Raw genomic sequence first — 18,848 nt, 5'->3', positions numbered from 1 at the left:
GGCGGGGGGCCACGCTGGGCCCGACGCAGGCAGGCGCGAGCCGGCGCCGCGCTCGGCGCGGACAGGCCCGCGCGGTAGGCCGGGGGGCGACAGGCAGACGCGGACCGGTGTCGCGCTCGACCGGGCACGGGCAGCCGGACACGGGCCGGTGCCGCGCTCAGCCGGACACCGGCGCGCGGACGCGGGCCGGTGCCGTGCTCGGCGGGCGCGGAGAGGCAGGCGGGCCGGTGCCGCGCTCGGCCCGGCACGGACAACCCGGCGCGGTCGGCCGGGGGTCGGCAGCCGGGTGTTGTCAGGTGGGGTTTCCCGTGGGTGGGCGGTTGTGCCATAGGTGCAGGCCCACGTCGACCAGGCCGACGCGGGGCAGTGCGGGTACCGCGTCCAGGGGGTGCCAGGCGGCTCGGTCCGTGGAGCCGCCCGTCTCGTGGCGCAGTTCGCCGCCGGTGACACGGCCCTCGTAGAGGATGCGCAGGCCGTGGAAGTCGGCGTGGGTGCCCAGGGGGCGCGGGTAGTTGCGGCGGACGGAGTCCAGGCCCAGGAGGGCGACCGGTTCGACGGTGTAGCCGGTCTCCTCCTCGGCCTCGCGCACGACGGTGTCGTAGGGGTCCTCGCCGTGCTCCATGCCACCGCCGGGCAGGGTCCACCGCCGGGCGCCGTCGCCCGCCACCCAGCGGGCCAGCAGCAGCCGTCCGTCCCGCACACACACGGCGTAGGCCGCCACCCTCAACTCCTTGTCCATGGGTGGACGTTACGGCAGGAAGAGGGCTGTCCGGCGTGAATCGGCAAGGACGGGGCCCAGCGCGCGGCCGGATGAACGCCCCTTGCGGCAGGTGTGGTTGCCCTCCGGCGATGCCGGGGAAAGCGCCATGGTTTGGACCCCTATGCCCCTCGTGACGCATGGCGGAAGTACGCCATGCTTCCATCCCGCCAGGACCAAGTCTCGTCAAACATCTTTCCTTTGGGTAAAGCTGAGCGATCATCCGACTCCGAAATCCGGACGATCGCGATCGACCCCGATCGCACCTCGCTTGGTTCCTTTACCTGCAAGGGATGCCGATGACCCCCGACCCCCAGCGCGCACCGCTCACGGGCGCGAGACGCCTGGCCCGCATCGCCATGGCCGCCGGCGTGGTGGCCGCGCTCTCCGTGGCCGGCCCGATACCCATGGCCGTCGCCCAGGACGGCCCCGCGGCCACCGACCCGACCGTCAAGCCGGCGGGCGACAAACTCGGTTCGGCCGACGCCGAACTGCTCGCCGAGGCCAAGGCCGAGGGCGCCAAGAACGTCACCATGATGATCGCGACCGAGCCGGGGCAGACCGCTCAGGTCGCCAAGCAGCTGGACGCGGTCGACGGCGGCGCCGTGGGCCGCACCTACGACAAGCTCGGCTACGTCCGCGCCACCGTGCCGACGGACAAGGCGGACTCGGCGATCGCCGCCGCCGCGAAGCTGTCCTCCGTGCAGGCCATCGACCTCAAGCAGGACATCCCGCTCGACGACCCGAGGCCCGAGGCGGACGCCCCCCAGGGCAAGGACACGAGCAAGGGGCAGGACAAGGGCACCTATCCGGCGCCGGACAAGAACACCCCCGCCGAGAACCCGTACAACCCGTCCTTCGAGACGGGCGCCGTCGACTTCGTGCAGAAGAACCCGAAGGCGGACGGCCGGGGCGTCACCATCGGCATCCTCGACTCCGGCGTGGACCTCGGCCACCCGGCGCTCCAGAAGACCACCACCGGCGAGCGCAAGATCGTCGACTGGGTCACCGCCACCGACCCGATCGTCGACAGCGACGGCACCTGGCGCCCGATGACCGCCAGCGTCACGGGCCCCCAGTTCACCTCGGGCGGCAAGACCTGGAAGACGCCGGCCGGCACCTTCCTGTTCAACACCTTCAGCGAGTCCGCGACCAAGGGCGGCGACGCCAACGGCGACCTGGACCGCGACGGCGGGACCGCCAGCGTGTGGGGCGTCCTGTACGACCCGGCGAACGGCACCGTCCGCGTCGACCTGAACAACAACAACGACTTCACGGACGACGTTCCGATGAAGCCGTACAAGGACGGCTACCAGGTCGGCTACTTCGGCCAGGACAAGAAGGACCCGGCGACCGGCGCCGACCTGCGCGTGCCGTTCGTCGTGGAGGTCCGCAAGGACGTGGCGATGGACCCCTACGGCGGGTCCTGGATCGGCAAGAAGGCCGACTTCGTCAACATCGGCGTCATCGAGTCCGAGCACGGCACGCACGTCGCCGGCATCACCGCCGCCAACAGCCTGTTCGGCGGCAAGATGAACGGCGCGGCCCCGGGCGCGAAGATCGTCTCCTCCCGGGCCTGCACCTGGAGCGGCAGCTGCACCAACGTCGCGCTCACCGAGGGCATGATCGACCTCGTCGTCAACCGCGGCGTGGACATCGTCAACATGTCCATCGGCGGCCTGCCGGCGCTCAACGACGGCAACAACGCCCGCGCGCAGCTCTACACGCGGCTCATCGACACCTACGGCGTGCAGCTCGTCATCTCGGCGGGCAACAGCGGCCCGGGCCTGAACACCATCGGCGACCCCAGCCTCGCCGACAAGGTCATCTCGGTCGGCGCGACCATCTCCAAGGAGACCTGGGCGGCCAACTACGGCTCCGTGGTGGACAAGTCGTACGCCATGATGCCGTTCTCCTCGCGCGGTCCGCGTGAGGACGGCGGCTTCACGCCGATCATCTCGGCGCCCGGCGCGGCCATCAACACCACCCAGACCTGGCTGCCCGGCGGCCCGGTCGCCGAGGCCGGCTACTCGCTGCCGGCCGGCTACTCGATGCTCCAGGGCACCTCGATGGCGTCCCCGCAGGCGGCCGGCGCGTCCGCGCTGCTGCTGTCGGCGGCCAAGCAGAAGCGCATCGACCTGACCCCGGCCACGCTCCGCACCGCGCTGACCTCGACCGCCAAGCACATCAAGGGCGAGCAGCCGCACAGCGAGGGCGCCGGCCTGATGGACATCGTCAAGGCCTGGAAGTCGATCGAGCAGGGCGCCTCGGCGCACGAGTACGCGGTCAAGGCCCCGGTCACCACCTCGCTGTCCTGGGCGCTCAAGACGCCCGACTTCGGCACCGGCCTGTACGACCGTGAGGGCGGCCTGAAGAAGGGCCAGAAGAAGACCTACGACGTCCAGGTCACCCGCACGACGGGCCCGGCCGGTTCGGTCAAGCACAAGCTGAGCCTGAAGAACGACGACGGCACCTTCAGGATCCTCGGCGACGACGAGGTCTCGCTGCCGCTGAACAAGCCGGTGACGGTCAAGATCGAGGCCCGTCCCGCCTCCGCCGGTGTGCACAGCGCGATCCTCGAGGTCGACGACCGCCGCACCGAGGGCGTGGACAAGCAGATCATGCTGACCGTCGTGGTCTCCACGGAGATCGCCAAGCCGTCCTACACCTACTCGGTGTCGGGTGTGGCGCAGCGCAACAGCACCACGTCGTACTTTGTGACGGTCCCGGAGGGCGCGAAGACCCTCGAGGTCTCGATGAGCGGTCTCAAGGACGGCAGCCAGACCCGCTTCATCGCGATCCACCCCTACGGCACCCCGGTGGACCCCACCTCGACGCCCAACTGCTACCCGAACTACAACAACCCGGCCAACACCTGCCGTCCGGACGTGCGTTCGTACGCCAAGCCGATGCCGGGAGTCTGGGAGATCGAGGTCGAGTCGCGTCGTACCTCGCCGCTGCTCGACAACCCGTACACGCTGAACGCGGCGGTCTACGGGCTGGACTTCAGCCCCGCGGTGCAGACGGTCGACGAGGCGAAGGCCGGTACGCCGGCCCCCGTGTCCTGGACGCTGACGAACAAGCTCGCCGGGCTGGACGCCAAGCTGAAGGGCGGCTCGCTGGGATCGTCGAAGACGGACCGGCCGACCATCGCCAACCATGACACCCACACCAGGACGGTCGTCGTCCCCGCCGGTGCCGAGCGCCTGGACGTGGCCATCGGCAACGTCTCGGACGCCGGGGCCGACCTGGACCTGTTCGTGTACAACGCCGCCGGCACGCGCGTCGCCTACTCGGCCGCGGGCGGCTCGGAGGAGTCCGTCTCCATCGCCAAGCCCGCCGCGGGCACGTACACCATCCTGATCGACGCCTACTCGGTGCCGGCCGGCACCACGGCCTACGACTACCGGGACGTGTACTACTCGGCGGCGCTCGGCTCGGTCAAGGTCGACGAGGCGAAGGTGTTCACCCTCGCCCCGAACGGCACGGCGCAGATCTCCGCCGACGTCATCGCGAACGAGCCGGCCCCCGCGGGCCGCGAGTTCTTCGGCGAGGTGCAGGTGCTGAACACCCGCGGCACCGCCGCGGGCCTCGGCAGCGTGAAGATCGGCAAGGTCGTCCCGTAACGGCGGTCTCCACCTCCGGTACGTGACGGCGGGGCGGGCTCCACTCGGAGCCCGCCCCTTGCGTTTCCGGCGGAGCCCGCCCACCGGGCCGTCGCACTCCGTCCCGCGCCGTCCCACTCCGTGGGCAATGATTGGACAGACGGACCCGGGACAGACGCATGATGGAACCGTCCTGCGCGTACCGCGTACGCAGCGTCAGTGAAGTGAGCAGAAGGAGTCACCGTGAGGATCGGAATCGTCGGAGCCACCGGTCAGGTCGGCACGGTCATGCGCGGGATCCTCACGGAGCGCGATTTCCCGGTGACCGAGCTGCGCCTGTTCGCCTCGGCCCGCTCGGCGGGGACGGTCCTCGACGGGGTCACGGTGGAGGACGCCGCCACCGCGGACTACACCGGCCTGGACATCGTGCTGTTCTCGGCGGGCGGCGCGACCTCGAAGGCGCTGGCCGAGAAGGTCGCCGCGCAGGGCGCCGTGGTGATCGACAACTCCTCGGCGTGGCGCAAGGACCCGGACGTCCCGCTGGTGGTGTCCGAGGTGAACCCGCACGCGATCACCGACCGCCCCAAGGGCATCATCGCCAACCCGAACTGCACCACGATGGCCGCGATGCCGGTCCTCAGGCCCCTGCACGCGGAGGCGGGCCTTCAGGCGCTGGTCGTCGCCACCTACCAGGCGGTGTCCGGCTCGGGCCTCGCGGGCGTCGCCGAGCTGCACGGCCAGACCCAGAAGGTCGTCGCGGACGCCGACAGGCTGACCCACGACGGCGCGGCCGTGGACTTCCCCGAGCCGTCCGTCTACAAGCGCCCGATCGCCTTCAACGTGCTCCCCTTCGCGGGCAACCTTGTCGAGGACGGCCTGAACGAGACCGACGAGGAGCAGAAGCTCCGCAACGAGTCCCGCAAGATCCTGGAGATCCCGGAGCTGAAGGTGTCCGGCACCTGCGTGCGCGTGCCCGTCTTCTCCGGTCACTCCCTCCAGGTCAACGCCCGTTTCGCGCGCCCGCTCAGCGTGGAGCGCGCGACCGAGCTGCTGGGCGGCGCCCCCGGTGTCGCCCTCTCCGACATCCCGACGCCGCTCCAGGCGGCCGGCCAGGACCCGTCGTACGTCGGCCGCATCCGCCGCGACGAGACGGTGGACAACGGCCTGGCCCTGTTCATCTCCAACGACAACCTCCGCAAGGGCGCGGCCCTGAACGCGGTGCAGATCGCGGAGCTGGTGGCGGCGGAGCTCAAGGGCTAGTCACCGGTCACCCGATCCCGGCGCACCTCGTAGAGGAAGCAGCCGTATTCGACGGCCCGGACGTGGACGAGCGCCACGGCCGGGTCGTCGAACGCTTCCGCGAAGGCCGCGTCGAACCGGGCGGAGCCCTCGCCGACCAGCCGCCCGCCCAGGATGCGGCCGTCGGCGCCGTAGCGCCGGACCACACGGTGGGCGTTGGTGAACGGGTGGCCTTCGCCGGCCGGCCCCGCGCACTCCCGCGCGTGGACGAAGACCGGCCCCTGCTCGTCGTACGCGCCCGGAGTGGCGCCCGTCTCCGCCGCCCAGCGCCGCAGCGGGGCGTAGGAGACCAGCGCGATCCGCTCCCCCGGCTCGCTCCTGCGCAGACAGCAGCGCAGGGGCGCGCCGCCCTCGTCGTCGGTGAAGGGGGCCGTCGGACGTCCCGCGTCGTCCCGTTCCCGCAGCCGCGCCAGCACGGCCGGGGCGATGGCACGTGCGCTGTGTCCCGTCGTTTCGCTCACTGTCGTCATGCCCTCAGGCTCGTGCCCCGCCGCCCCGGTCACCGGCGGGATCCGGTCGTCGCGTTCCGTGCCGGTCACGTGGAAGGATGGCGCAATCCACACATCACGAGGAGATGACCGCGTGCCTGGCACAAACCTGACTCGCGAAGAGGCGCAGCAGCGGGCGAAGCTGCTCACCGTTGACTCGTACGAGATCGATCTCGACCTCTCCGGCGCGCAGGAGGGCGGTACCTACCGGTCCGTGACCACGGTGCGCTTCGACGTCGCGGAGGACGGCGCCGCCTCCTTCGTCGACCTGGTGGCCCCGGCCGTCCACGAGGTGACCCTCAACGGCGACGCCCTCGACCCCGCCGAGGTCTTCGAGGACTCCCGGATCGCCCTGCCGGGCCTGCTCCGGGGCCGCAACGTGCTGCGGGTCGTCGCCGACTGCGCGTACACCAACACCGGTGAGGGCCTGCACCGCTTCGTCGACCCGGTCGACGACCAGGCCTACCTCTACACCCAGTTCGAGGTCCCGGACGCCCGCCGGGTCTTCGCCAACTTCGAGCAGCCGGACCTGAAGGCCACCTTCCAGTTCACCGTGAAGGCCCCCGAGGGCTGGACGGTGGTGTCCAACTCGCCGACGCCTGAGCCGCAGGACGACGTCTGGGTGTTCGAGCCGACGCCGCGCATCTCGACGTACATCACGGCGCTGATCGTCGGCCCGTACCACAGCGTCCACGGCGTGTACGAGAAGAACGGGCAGTCGGTCCCGCTCGGCATCTACTGCCGGCCCTCCCTCGCCGAGTTCCTCGACGCGGACGCGATCTTCGAGGTCACCCGGCAGGGCTTCGACTGGTTCCAGGAGAAGTTCGACTACGCCTACCCGTTCGAGAAGTACGACCAGCTCTTCGTGCCGGAGTTCAACGCGGGCGCGATGGAGAACGCGGGCGCGGTCACCATCCGCGACCAGTACGTCTTCCGGTCCAAGGTGACCGACGCGGCGTACGAGGTGCGCGCCGAGACGATCCTGCACGAGCTGGCCCACATGTGGTTCGGCGACCTGGTCACCATGGAGTGGTGGAACGACCTGTGGCTGAACGAGTCGTTCGCCACCTACACCTCCATCGCCTGCCAGGCCTACGCCCCGGGCTCGCGCTGGCCGCACTCGTGGACCACGTTCGCCAACTCCATGAAGACGTGGGCGTACCGGCAGGACCAGCTGCCGTCCACCCACCCGATCATGGCGGAGATCCGCGACCTGGACGACGTGCTCGTCAACTTCGACGGCATCACCTACGCCAAGGGCGCGAGCGTCCTCAAGCAGCTGGTGGCCTACGTCGGCATGGACGAGTTCTTCCGGGGCGTGCAGGCGTACTTCAAGCGGCACGCCTACGGCAACACGCGCCTGTCCGACCTGCTGGGCGCGCTGGAGGAGACCTCCGGGCGCGATCTGAAGACCTGGTCGAAGAAGTGGCTGGAGACGGCCGGCATCAACATCCTGCGCCCGGAGATCGAGACCGACGCCCAGGGCGTCATCACCTCCTTCGCCATCCGCCAGGAGGCCCCCGCCCTGCCCGCCGGCGCGAAGGGCGAGCCGACCCTGCGCCCGCACCGGATCGCGGTCGGCCTGTACGACCTCGACGAGGCGAGCGGCAAGCTGGTGCGCGCCGCGGACGGCCGGATCGAGCTGGACGTGGACGGCGAGCTGACCGCCGTGCCGCAGCTGGCCGGGCGGCCCCGCCCGGCGGTGATCCTGCTCAACGACGACGACCTGTCGTACGCCAAGGTGCGCCTGGACGAGGGGTCGCTGGCCGTCGTCACCGAGCGCCTGGGGGACTTCGAGTCCTCGCTGCCGCGCGCCCTGTGCTGGGCGTCGGCCTGGGACATGACCCGCGACGGGGAGCTGGCGACCCGCGACTACCTGTCGCTGGTGCTGTCCGGGATCGGCAAGGAGTCCGACATCGGTGTCGTGCAGTCGCTGCACCGCCAGGTGAAGCTGGCCGTCGACCTGTACGCCGACCCGACCGCCCGCGAGGCCCTGCTCACCCGCTGGACGGACGCCACGCTGGCCCACCTGCGCGCGGCGGACGCGGGCAGCGACCACCAGCTGGCGTGGGCGCGCGCCTTCGCGGCGACCGCCCGTACGCCGGAGCAGCTGGACCTGCTCGAGTCCCTGCTGGACGGCTCGCACACCATCGAGGGCCTGGTCGTGGACACGGAGCTGCGCTGGGCGTTCGTGGAGCGGCTCGCGGCCGTCGGCCGGTTCGACGAGGCGGAGATCGCGGGCGAGTACGAGCGCGACAAGACCGCGGCCGGTGAGCGGCACGCGGCCACCGCCCGCGCCGCCCGCCCGACCGAGGAGGCCAAGGCGGAGGCCTGGGCGTCGGTCGTCGAGTCCGACAAGCTCCCGAACGCCGTCCAGGAGGCGGTCATCGCGGGCTTCGTCCAGACCGACCAGCGCGAGCTGCTGGCGCCGTACGCGGACCGGTACTTCGAGGTGGTCAAGGACATCTGGGGCGCCCGCTCCCACGAGATGGCCCAGCAGATCGCGGTCGGCCTGTACCCGTCGATCCAGGTGTCCGAGGACATCCTGCGCAGGACCGACGAGTGGCTGGCCTCGGCCGAGCCGAGCGCGGCGCTGCGCCGGCTGGTCTCGGAGTCGCGGGCGGGCGTCGAACGCGCCCTGAAGGCCCAGGCGGCGGACGCGGCGGCCCAGCCGTAACACCGCCGGTACGGCGATGCCGTGCCACCGCCCGTGCGGCGACGAGGGGCGCCCGGTGCTCGACCGGGCGCCCCTTTCCCTTCCGGTCTCCGTCTTCTCCCGTCACTCGGGGCGGGCGAGCCCGGCGGCCGCGGACCGCAGTGCCGCCAGCACCCTCGCCGGCGCGGGCGCGTCCCGCGCCCCCTTGCGCACGGCCGCCACCACATGCCGGCAGGGCCGGTCGGCGGCCAGGGCGCGCATCACGACGCCCTCCCTGCTCACCGCCGCCATGCGCGGGACGAGGGCCACGCCCATGCCCGCCTCCACCATCGCCAGGATCGCCGTCCAGCCGGCCGCCGAGTGGCCCTGGCACGGGCTGAACCCGGCCGCCTCACAGGCCGCGCGCGTGATGTCCGACCAGGGGCCGCTGCCGCCGAAGATCCACGCCTCCTCCGCCAGCTCGGCGAGCCGTACCCGGGCCGCCGAGGCCAGCCGGTGCCCCGGCGGCAGAGCGAGGTCGAGCAGGTCGGCGAGCAGCGGCACCAGCGTGAACCGCGGGTCCACCGCGCTGGGCGCCTGCGCGGCCAGGGACAGCGCGAGGTCGACCTCCCCGGCCTCCAGCAGTTCGTAGGCCTCGCCCGCCTCCGCCTCCCGGACCCGGACGGTCACCGCCGGATGCGTGCCGCGCAGCGCCCGTACCGCCGGCACCACGAGCGCGGGCACCGCGGTGGAGAAGGCACCCACCCGTACCTCACCCGCCTCGCCCTTGGTATACGCGGCCAACTCGGCGTCCGCGCGTTCCAGTTGCTCGAACACGGCCTCGGCGTGCCGCAGCACGAGCCGCGCCGCGTCCGTGAGCCGCACCCGGCGCCCCTGCGCCTGCAGCAGTTCCACCCCGAGCTGCTTGGACAGGTTGGTCAGCTGCTGCGAGACGGCGGACGGCGTCATCCGCAGCGCGTCGGCCGTCGCGGTCACGGTCCCCTGCTCCCGCAGGGTCCGCAGGATCAGCAGCTTCCGGATCTCCCACTCGGCCATGGCGGCAACCTATACGGGCTGTACGGGGCCGCCCTGCGGAGTTCTCGCGCGAGTGCCCTCAGCGGCGCGAGGCCGTGCCGAGGACCACCCCGCCCAGGATCAGCGCCATGCACAGCGCCTGCCGGGGGTCGATCGCCTCGCCGAGCAGGGCCCACGACAGCAGGGCCACGCAGACCGGTTGCAGGTAGTAGACGAGTCCGGCGCGGGTCGGGCCGACGAGGGCGATCGCCTTGCCCCAGGCGAAGAACGCCACGGCGGAGGACATGACTCCGACGTAGAGCAGGGGCAGTACCGTGCCGGGGGCCGGTTCGAAGCCGCCCTGGACGGCGAGGCTGACGGCCTGCGCGGGCAGGAGCAGCACGGTGCCGAGCAGGAACGTGGTGAAGAGGAAGGCGACCCCGTCGAACTCGGCGGGGCGGCGGCGCAGCAGGGCGCTGTAGGAACCGAAGCAGCAGGCCGCGACGATCATCCACAGGTCCCCGGTCGTGAACGACGCCACCCCTCCTCCGCCCACGAGCAGCAGCACGCCCGCGCAGGCGGTCAGCAGCCCCACGACCCGGCGCGCGCCGAGCCGTACACCGCTCGCCCGTTCGAAGACCGCCATCAGCACCGGCGAGGCCGCCATGATCATGCCCATGTTGGCCGCCGGGGTGGTCAGGCCGGCCTGGTTGACCAGGGTGTTGTAGACGGCGACGCCGAGGAGGGAGGTCAGCAGCACATAGCCGAGGTGGCGCCGGGCCAGTTCTCGCTGCCGCCAGGCCGCGCGGGCGCCGAACGGGGCGACGGCGGCCAGTGCCACCACCCAGCGCCAGAACGCGTGCTGCACCGGCGGCACGCTGTCGTGCAGCGCGCGCGAGGTGACGAAGCTGCCGGCCCAGACGACGGTGGCGAGGGCGGCGAGCGCGGTTCCGAGAGCGGGGGCGCCCGCCCTCGCGCCGCTCGTGGCGGCGGGGCGGGCGGTGGTGCGGCCGCCGGTGGGTGGGGGCGGTGTGGTGGCCCGAGGGCGGACGTCGGCCACGTAGGTCCTCTCGCTGGTGGGTGGGCGGGGTCCGCTCTACCGTCGCAGCGCTGAACCGGTCAGGTCCATCGAATCTTTTCGAGCATTCCTTTCAGGAGAGCTGAACGATTGTGCCGGTGTGTCCTTGGGACGAGCCGCGCCGAGCTGTCCCGCCAGCGTCGCCCCGAACGCCAGCGCCATGCCGACCAGTTGGACCGGAGTGAGCGCCTGCCCGAGGGCGGCCCAGCCGACCACGGCCGCGGTGAGCGGCGACAGCGGGCCGAGGAAGGTGACCCGGGTGGCGGAGAGCCTGCCGATGCCGCGGAACCAGAGCCAGTAGGCGAGCGCCGTGTTGGCCAGGGCGAGGTAGGCGTAGCCGCCGAGGGCCCGGGCGTCCAGCGCGGGCGGCGCCCCCTCGGCCAGCAGGGCGAGGGGCGCGATCAGCAGTCCGCCCGCGGTGAGCTGCCAGCCGGTGAGCGCGAGCGGACCCACACCGGCCGGGCGGCCCCACCTCTTGGCCAGCACGGTGCCGGTGGACATCGAGGCGGTGGAGGCGAGGGCGGCGGCGACACCCACGCCGTCCAGCGTCCCGGCCGCCCTCAGCACGACGAGGCTGACCCCGAACGCGGCCACGACCCCGGTGAGCAGCGCCCGCCCCGTCGGCCGCTGCCCCAGCAGAGGCGCGGAGAGCCCCACGACGAACAGCGGTCCGACCGAGCCGACGACCGCCGCCATCCCGCCCGGCAGCCGGTACGCGGACAGGAACAGCAGCGGGAAGAAGGCGCCGATGTTCAGCGCGCCGAGGACCGCCGCCTTCCACCACCAGGCGCCCTTCGGCAGCACCCGGGCCAGCGCGAGCAGCAGCAGCCCTGCGGGCAGTGCCCGGGCCAGCGCCGTGAAGAGCGGCCGTCCTGGCGGCAGGAACTCGGTGGTGACGGCGTAGGTGGTGCCCCAGGAGACGGGGGCGAGGGCGGTGAGGGCGGCGAGGGACCAGGTGGCGGCGGGACGCTGGGAGACGGCCATGCAAGTAGCTTAGCTACAAGCTACTTAGCGTCAAGCTACTTTCTTGCGGTCGACCGTAGGGCGGCGGATACTCGGTCCATGAGTGAACGCCCCCAGCAGCGCAGGGACGCCGTCGACGCGATCATCGACCAGTGGGCGGCCGCGCGGCCCGATCTCGACACCGCGGGGATGGAGGTCTTCGGTCGGATCTTCCGGCTCTCGCGGGCGATGGGAGACCGGATGGAGAAGGCGTACGCGCCGTTCGGGATCTCGCGGGGCGAGTTCGACGTGCTGGCGACGCTGCGCCGGGCCGGCGAGCCCTACACCCTCTCGCCCCGGCAGCTCTCGGCGACGCTCATGCTCACCACGGGTGGGATGACCGGGCGGCTGGACAAGCTGGAGGTCGCGGGCCTGCTGCGGCGCTCGCCGGATCCGCACGACCGCCGCGGCCTCAAGGTCACGCTGACCGACAAGGGGCTGCGGCTCATCGACGAGGCGGTCGGCGCGGGACTGGCCGCGCAGACGGAGGCGCTGTCCGCCCTGGACGCCGAACGGGCGGGCGAGCTGGCCGCTCTGCTCAGGGAGCTGCTGGCCGGGACGTCGGAGTCATCAGGGACGCCGGCGTAGGAATCGGCCGGTGACCCCGCGGCCGCCCGGCCCACTGGTCCCGCAACGCACCCAGGGCGCCCACCTCACCCATGTACGGCGGCTGTGCGCGTACGTACGGCGAGGTCGGCGCCCTCGGAGAGCGTGTGCTGCGGACGGGCCCGCGGCGGGAGGAGGACTCGGTCAGGCCTTGGCCTTGACGTCCACGTCCCGGCTCGTGCGCGACAGCCGGTCCTTGGACTTGTCCAGGACCATGACCAGGCCGGTGATGACCAGGAACAGCAGGAGGGGGAGGCCGACGAACAGACCCAGCGTCTGGACGACGCTCAGGCCCTTGCCGGGGTCGTCGCCGTCGTCGCGGGTCAGCGCGAGCGCGGGAGACGACATGAGCAGCATCATCAGCGTCGTACCGGCGGCCAGAGCGCCGGCGCGCAGGGCGTTCTTCTTGTCCACGGTGCAAACGTAGCGAACCCCGAAACGGGTCGTGCGCCCGGGGTGCCGTATCCGCGCTGTTCGGCACCGGCGTGAGTGGCCCGGCGGTCAGCCCGTATCGCCCGGCGCGCCCCGTGCGTCCGTGCGCAGCACGTCCGTCAGGACGTGCAGCCGGGGGGACTCGGCAAGGTCCTCCAGGGTCACCGGACGGCCCTCGGCGTCGGCGACGGGCAGGCGCCAGTTCGGGTACTGGTCCCAGGTGCCGGGCAGGTTCTGCGGACGCCGGTCGCCGACCGTGTCCGGCAGCCACAGGCCGATCATGCGGGCCGGGGTGCGCAGCAGGAAGCGGTGGACGGCCTGGATCCCGGCCTCCTCCGAGGAGACGCCGGCGCCGTCGTCCGTGCCCCGCAGCAGGCCCAGCTCCGCCAGCAGGGCCAGCCACTCGCTCGTGTCCGCGGCGGCCTCCGCGCGCTCCTCCTCCAGGGGGCGGGTGAGCAGGCCGAGGCGGTGGCGCAGTTCGACGTGTTCGCCGGTGAGGCGGGCCGCGGTGGACGGCAGGTCGTGGGTGGTGGCGGTGGCCAGGCAGTCCGCACGCCAGCGTTCGGGGGGCAGGGGGCGGCCCGACCCCTCCCAGTCCCGTTCGAACCACAGCACCGAGGTGCCGAGCACCCCGCGCCGGTCCAGGGTCTCGCGCACGCCGGGCTCCACCGTCCCCAGGTCCTCGCCGATCACCACGGCACCCGCCCGCGAGGCCTCCAGCACCAGCACGGCGAGCATGGCCTCGGCGTCGTAGCGGACGTACGTGCCCTCGGTGGGCGGCAGGCCCCGCGGGATCCACCACAGCCGGAACAGGCCCATGACGTGGTCGATGCGCAGGGCGCCCGCGTAGCGGAACAGGGCGCGCAGCAGCCGGCGGAAGGGCGCGTAGCCGGAGGCGGCGAGGCGGTCGGGGCGCCAGGGCGGCAGGCCCCAGTCCTGGCCGCGCGCGTTGAAGGCGTCCGGCGGTGCGCCGACCGACATGCCGGCCGCGAAGTGGTCACGCTGCGCCCAGGCGTCGGCGCCGCCGGGGTGTACGCCCACGGCGAGGTCGTGCACGATCCCGATCCCCATGCCCGCCTCGCGGGCGGTGCGCTGGGCGGCGGTGAGCTGGGCGTCGGTGAGCCAGGCGAGCCAGGAGTGGAAGTCGACGCGGTCCGCCAGCGCGGCGCGGGTGCGAGCCGTCTCCGTCGAGCGGGGGTCCCGCAGCCCCTCCGGCCACCGGCTCCAGTCCGAGCCGTGCACCTCGGCGAGGGCGTACCAGGTGGCGTGGTCCTCCAGGGCCCGGCCCTGCTCGGCGAGGAAGTCGACGTAGGCGGCGCGGCGGCCGGGTCCGAGCGGCACCCGCCGCACCAGCTCCAGCGCCTCCCGCTTGAGCTCCCACACCGCGTCCCGGTCGATCAGCGCGTCCTCGTCCAGTACGGCGGCGCGCAGCCGTCCGGCCCGCTCCAGCAGGGGCCGCAGCCGCTCGCGGTCCTCGGCGTAGGCGAACTCCGTGACGTCCTCGACGCGCAGGTGCACCGGGTCGGGGAAGCGGCGCGAGGAGGGGCGGTAGGGGGAGGGGTCGGCGGGTGGTCCGGGCACGGCCGCGTGCAGCGGGTTGACCTGCACGAACCCGGCGCCCAGCGCCCGTCCGGCCCAGCTGCTCAGCTCGGCGAGGTCACCGAGGTCGCCCATGCCCCAGGAGCGGTGGGAGAGGAGGGAGTACAGCTGGACGAGCAGCCCGTACGAACGTCCCGCCGGGGTGGGCAGCCGGGGCGGGGCGGCGATCAGGTGCGCCTGCCCGGTGCGGCCGTCGGGGGCGGTGGCGGTCAGCCGGTGGACGCCCGGCGGAAGGCGGTCCACACGGTCCGTCCCGTCCACGCGGTGCACCCAGGAGCGGGTCTCGCCCCGCTCGGTCTCGACGTCCAGCCGGGTGCCGGGCGGCAGCCCGGCGAGGGCGGCCGCCGGCAGCCCGGCGTCCGCCTCGGCCGCGGGGCCGCCGCCGCCCGCGCGGCCGCCGGTGGGGCCGTCCGCGGGATCGTCCGTGGGGCCCAGCCAGCACACCACCGTCGGCGGCAGCAGCCGTTCGTCCCGTTCCCGTTCGCGGGCGGTGAGCGCGGCGCGGGCGGCCGCGGGGGTGCTCCCGTCGACGTCCAGGGCGGCCAGGGCCGCGACGACCGCGGTGGCGGAGGCGGTGACCGTACGGCCCGGGGAGGGGCTGTAGGAGGCGGCGACGCCGTGCAGCGCGGCGAGCCGGGTCAGCTCGTCACCGAGAGATCCGGGAGCTCCGGGAGATCCGGAAGGTTGGTGAGGTCCGGGAGGTTCGTCCGGCCGCGGTTCCGTCATCTACAACTCCGCGCGACAGGGGTCCTGTTCGGCCGACTCGGCGACCGATTCGCTGGTCAGGGGGGTGGCCTCGGCGAGCGGCGGCTCGCTGGTGAGCGGCTCGGCGTCGGGCAGCGGCGGCTCGCTGGTCAGCGGGACGTCGGCGCGGGTACCCTCCGCGCTGAACACGCTCAGGCCGGGGTCGGCGGGCAGCAGGTGGTCGGCGGGCGGCTCCGCCACGTGTTTGGACAGGGCCGAGAGCAGAAGGTGTGCCGGTGCGGCCACGGGGGCCTCCTTGTCGAGTACGGCATCAACGGGATTACCGCAGCCCTACCCAGTGCTCGCCGCGGCAGACGTATGAGAACGACCTACGTGCCGCTGGTCACATTCCCCTCCACCAGGTTGGGGCAATCACGGCACAACGGCCACTCTCGTTGACACCTTCCCGCAGGGATGGTGTGGTCAGGACTCTTCGACACTGCCTTCGGCTCGCCCGGCGAAGGCCGATCGACGAGGAGGGGCCGTGCGGCGTCGGCGCGGTATGGGGCACGGGAAGAGCGCGGCCGCACTCGCGTTCGCCGTCATGGCCGGAACACTGGGAGCCGCACCCGCGGCCATCGCGGCGCCATCCGCCCCCGACCCCGGCACCGGCCTCCCGGCCGCGAACCCGGAGCACCCCGCCACGGACTCTCCCGGCCACGCGGTGTGGCCGCGCCCGCAGTCCCTGCGGACGACCGGCGGCGCGGTGAAGGTCGCCGACCGGAACGTCGCCCTCGTCACCGACGCGGAGGCGGACCCGTACGCCCTGAGCGCGCTGCGCTCGCTGCTGTACGGGGCCGGGGCCCGGACGGTCACGGACCTCGCCGTGACGGACCCGGTTCCGGCGGGCGCCCTGGTGGTGCGCGCGTACACCGAGCGGGCGCACGGCGACCCGCGGCACGCGCTGCCCTCCGGCGGCTACCTCATCGCCACGGGCGGCGGCGCCCTGACGCTCACCGGCGCCGGCGAGGACGGCCTGTTCCACGCCGTGCAGACGCTGCGGCAGCTGCTGCGCCCCGACGGGACCGTCCCCGGGGTGACCATCCGGGACTGGCCGGGCACCGCCGTGCGCGGCACCACCGAGGGCTTCTACGGCACCGCGTGGACGCAGCGGCAGCGGCTCGCCCAGCTGGACTTCATGGGCCGCACCAAGCAGAACCGGTACCTGTACGCCTCGGGCGACGACCTCTACCGCCAGGAGCGCTGGCGCGAGCCGTACCCGGCCATACAGCGGGCCGCCTTCCGGGAGCTGGCCGACCGGGCGAGCGCCAACCACGTCACGCTCGGCTGGGCGGTGGCGCCGGGCCAGTCGCTGTGCTTCGCCTCGGACGACGACGTACGGGCGCTGACCCGCAAGCTGGACGCGATGTGGGAGCTCGGTTTCCGGGCGTTCCAGCTCCAGTTCCAGAACGTCAGCTACAGCGAGTGGCACTGCGGCGCGGACCCGGCCCGTTTCGGCTCCGGCCCGGACGCGGCGGCACGGGCGCAGGCGCGGGTGGCCAACGAGGTCGCCCGCCACCTGGCGGAACGGCATCCGGACGCGGCGCCGCTGTCGCTGATGCCGACGGAGTTCTACGAGGACGGCGCGACACCCTACCGGCGGGCGCTGGCGACCGCGCTGGACGCATCGGTGCACGTCGCCTGGACCGGGGTGGGCGTGGTGCCGCGGACCATCACCGGCGACGAACTCGCCGACGCCCGCGCCGCGTTCGCGCATCCGCTGGTCACCATGGACAACTACCCGGTCAACGACTACGCCGAGGACCGCATCTTCCTCGGCCCGTACACCGGGCGCGAACCGGCCGTCGCCAGCGGCTCGGCCGCCCTGCTGGCCAACGCGATGGAACAGGCGGAGGCCTCCCGCATCCCCCTGTTCACGGCGGCCGACTACGCCTGGAACCCCCGCGACTACCGTCCCGAGGAATCCTGGCAGGCGGCCATCGCCGACCTCGCGGGGGGCGACGCACGGCGCCACGAGGCGCTGTCGGCCCTGGCCGGCAACGACGCGTCCTCGGTGCTCGGCGGCACCGAGTCGGCGTATCTGCGCCCGCTGATCGCGGACCTGTGGCACGCCCGTACGACGACGGACCGGGCCGCGAACGAGCGTGCCGAGCAGCGGCTTCGCGCCGCCTTCACGGTGCTGCGCGACCTGCCGCGGGAACTGGCAGGCGAGGGCACCCTGGCGGACGAAGTCGCGCCGTGGTCCGCACAGTTGGCCCGCTACGGCAAGGCGGGCGAGGCGGCGCTCGACATGCTCCGCGCCCAGCGCGCGGGCGACGCGGCGGGGGCCTGGACCGCGTACCGGACGCTGGACCGGCTGCGGGCCGAGGCCAAGCAGGCCGATGTGACGGTCGGCAAGGGCGTGCTGGACCCCTTCCTCGACCGGGCGCGGCAGGAGTACGAGACCTGGGCGGGTCTGACGCACGAGCCGGCCGAGGACCCGGGCGGGGCGCCGGACGGCCGCACGATCCGTTTCCCGCACGCCCGCGCCCTCACCGCCGTGACGGTCCTCAGCGACCCCGGAACCACCGGTGACGTCGAGGTCCACGTCCCCGGACAGGGCTGGCGCCGGGTGGGATCGCTGGCGGAGCGGGGCGCGACGGAGCTGGACACCGCGCAGTCCCCGTCCCCGGGCGGCCCGTTGACGCACCCGCCCGCCCTCTGGCCGCCGGTCTCCCCGGCTCCGGGCGTCTGGACGCGCCCGCCGGCCCTCGTGCAGCCCACTCCCCCGCCGGCCGGCACCCGCGTCGACGCCGTCCGCGTGACCGGCGTCTACCCCTCCCGGGTGCGCCACCTGGTCCCCTGGTTCGCCGACACCCCGGTCGCGGACCTGGAGCTGCCGCGCGCCGAGGCCGACGCGGAGATCGGCGGCACGGAGCGGCTGACCGCCCGGCTGTCCTCCGGCCGTCCGGCCGACGTGCAGGGCAAGGTCACCGTGGAGGCCCCCAAGGGCATCAAGGTCCGCGTCCCCGCCACCTCGCTCACCGTGCCCCGCGGCACCACGGTGGACGTCCCCGTCGAGGTGACCGTGCCGCCGGCCACGCCCGCACGCGCGTACGACATCCGCGTCACCTTCGCCGGAGTGACCCGCACCCTCACGGTCCGCGCCTTCCCGCGCACCGCCGGCCCCGACCTGGCCCGCACCGGCACGCCGAGCTCCTCCGCCGACGAGACCCCCGACTTCCCGGCCTCCGCCGCGATCGACGGAAACCCGGACACCCGCTGGTCCTCCCCCGTCGACGACGGCGCCTGGTGGCAGGTGGAGCTGCCGCACCCGGTGCGCCTGGGCAAGGTCGCCCTCCACTGGCAGGACGCCCACCCCTCCGCCTATCGCGTACAGGTCTCCGCCGACGGCCGCCGCTGGCGCACCGCCACCACCGTCCGCAACAGCACCGGCGGCCGCGAAACCCTGCGCATGGACGCGCGGGACGTCCGCTACATCCGCGTGCAGGGCGACAAACGAGCCACCCAGTACGGCTATTCGCTGTGGTCGGTGGAGGCGTACGCGGTCGCGGACTGAGCCCACCGGGCAGCCGACGCGGTCGGAATGTCCGGCGAGACCGTCCGGCGAAAAGCTCGCGATCACTAT

Annotated in this window: 13 protein-coding genes; 5 read left to right on the top strand and 8 right to left on the bottom strand. The window is 73.2% G+C overall.

Features of this window, described 5'->3' with window-relative positions:
* Positions 1–292 precede the first annotated feature (292 nt).
* A complete protein-coding gene (locus ACWEK3_RS27200) occupies positions 293–739 on the bottom strand; it encodes an NUDIX hydrolase (protein ID WP_453250792.1) in 447 nt (148 codons plus the stop codon).
* 317 nt (positions 740–1,056) lie between these two features.
* On the opposite strand from ACWEK3_RS27200, the gene ACWEK3_RS27195 reads away from it, so the two are divergent.
* Together ACWEK3_RS27195 and ACWEK3_RS27190 are read left to right on the top strand one after the other, a co-directional pair.
* Positions 1,057–4,383 carry a S8 family serine peptidase gene (locus ACWEK3_RS27195; protein WP_453250791.1) on the top strand — a complete coding sequence of 1,109 codons (3,327 nt, stop codon included), beginning with the start codon at positions 1,057–1,059 and terminating at the stop codon, positions 4,381–4,383.
* 222 nt (positions 4,384–4,605) lie between these two features.
* Positions 4,606–5,622, top strand: coding sequence for an aspartate-semialdehyde dehydrogenase (locus ACWEK3_RS27190; protein ID WP_453250790.1), 1,017 nt, complete (start codon positions 4,606–4,608; stop codon positions 5,620–5,622).
* On the opposite strand, the gene ACWEK3_RS27185 is transcribed toward ACWEK3_RS27190, so the two are convergent.
* Entirely contained in the window at positions 5,619–6,131 is a 513-nt protein-coding gene (locus tag ACWEK3_RS27185) for a DUF1203 domain-containing protein (protein WP_450542600.1), read from the bottom strand. The two genes, ACWEK3_RS27190 and ACWEK3_RS27185, sit on opposite strands and share 4 nt — an antisense overlap.
* Positions 6,132–6,243: 112 nt before the next feature.
* Here ACWEK3_RS27185 and pepN point away from each other — a divergent pair, with 112 nt between their 5' ends.
* On the top strand, positions 6,244–8,826 hold the full coding sequence (gene pepN, locus ACWEK3_RS27180) for an aminopeptidase N (protein ID WP_450542602.1): 2,583 nt from the start codon (positions 6,244–6,246) through the stop codon (positions 8,824–8,826).
* Between the two features lie 102 nt (positions 8,827–8,928).
* Here pepN and ACWEK3_RS27175 read toward each other — a convergent pair whose 3' ends face one another.
* The 3 genes from ACWEK3_RS27175 to ACWEK3_RS27165 are packed head-to-tail and all read right to left on the bottom strand — an operon-like array spanning position 8,929 to position 11,860.
* Positions 8,929–9,840: a LysR substrate-binding domain-containing protein gene (locus ACWEK3_RS27175; RefSeq protein ID WP_453250789.1), complete on the bottom strand. Its 912-nt coding sequence runs from the start codon at positions 9,838–9,840 to the stop codon at positions 8,929–8,931.
* A gap of 58 nt (positions 9,841–9,898) precedes the next feature.
* Positions 9,899–10,858 (bottom strand): DMT family transporter, encoded by a 960-nt coding sequence (locus ACWEK3_RS27170; protein WP_453250788.1) that lies wholly within the window; start codon positions 10,856–10,858, stop codon positions 9,899–9,901.
* A gap of 36 nt (positions 10,859–10,894) precedes the next feature.
* Complete coding sequence (locus tag ACWEK3_RS27165) at positions 10,895–11,860, bottom strand: EamA family transporter (RefSeq protein ID WP_453250787.1); 966 nt, start codon at positions 11,858–11,860, stop codon at positions 10,895–10,897.
* 78 nt (positions 11,861–11,938) lie between these two features.
* Between ACWEK3_RS27165 and ACWEK3_RS27160 the strand changes: the two genes are divergently transcribed.
* On the top strand, positions 11,939–12,466 hold the full coding sequence (locus ACWEK3_RS27160) for a MarR family winged helix-turn-helix transcriptional regulator (protein ID WP_450542607.1): 528 nt from the start codon (positions 11,939–11,941) through the stop codon (positions 12,464–12,466).
* Positions 12,467–12,628: 162 nt separating this feature from the next.
* Here ACWEK3_RS27160 and ACWEK3_RS27155 read toward each other — a convergent pair whose 3' ends face one another.
* The 3 genes from ACWEK3_RS27155 to ACWEK3_RS27145 all read right to left on the bottom strand — a co-directional run bounded on the left by ACWEK3_RS27155 (position 12,629) and on the right by ACWEK3_RS27145 (position 15,505).
* Positions 12,629–12,898, bottom strand: a complete 270-nt coding sequence (locus ACWEK3_RS27155; protein WP_390723897.1) for a hypothetical protein — start codon at positions 12,896–12,898, stop codon at positions 12,629–12,631.
* An 87-nt stretch (positions 12,899–12,985) separates the two neighbouring features.
* A complete protein-coding gene (gene malQ, locus ACWEK3_RS27150; RefSeq protein ID WP_453250786.1) occupies positions 12,986–15,241 on the bottom strand; it encodes a 4-alpha-glucanotransferase in 2,256 nt (751 codons plus the stop codon).
* Positions 15,242–15,505: a hypothetical protein gene (locus tag ACWEK3_RS27145; protein WP_361408376.1), complete on the bottom strand. Its 264-nt coding sequence runs from the start codon at positions 15,503–15,505 to the stop codon at positions 15,242–15,244. It lies immediately after the preceding gene.
* A 256-nt stretch (positions 15,506–15,761) separates the two neighbouring features.
* Between ACWEK3_RS27145 and ACWEK3_RS27140 the strand changes: the two genes are divergently transcribed.
* Entirely contained in the window at positions 15,762–18,779 is a 3,018-nt protein-coding gene (locus tag ACWEK3_RS27140; protein WP_453250803.1) for a beta-N-acetylglucosaminidase domain-containing protein, read from the top strand.
* The last annotated feature ends 69 nt before the right edge of the window (positions 18,780–18,848 follow it).

Source organism: Streptomyces sp. NPDC004721 (genome assembly GCF_053601495.1).
This window is presented reverse-complemented; position numbering and strand designations above follow the sequence as displayed.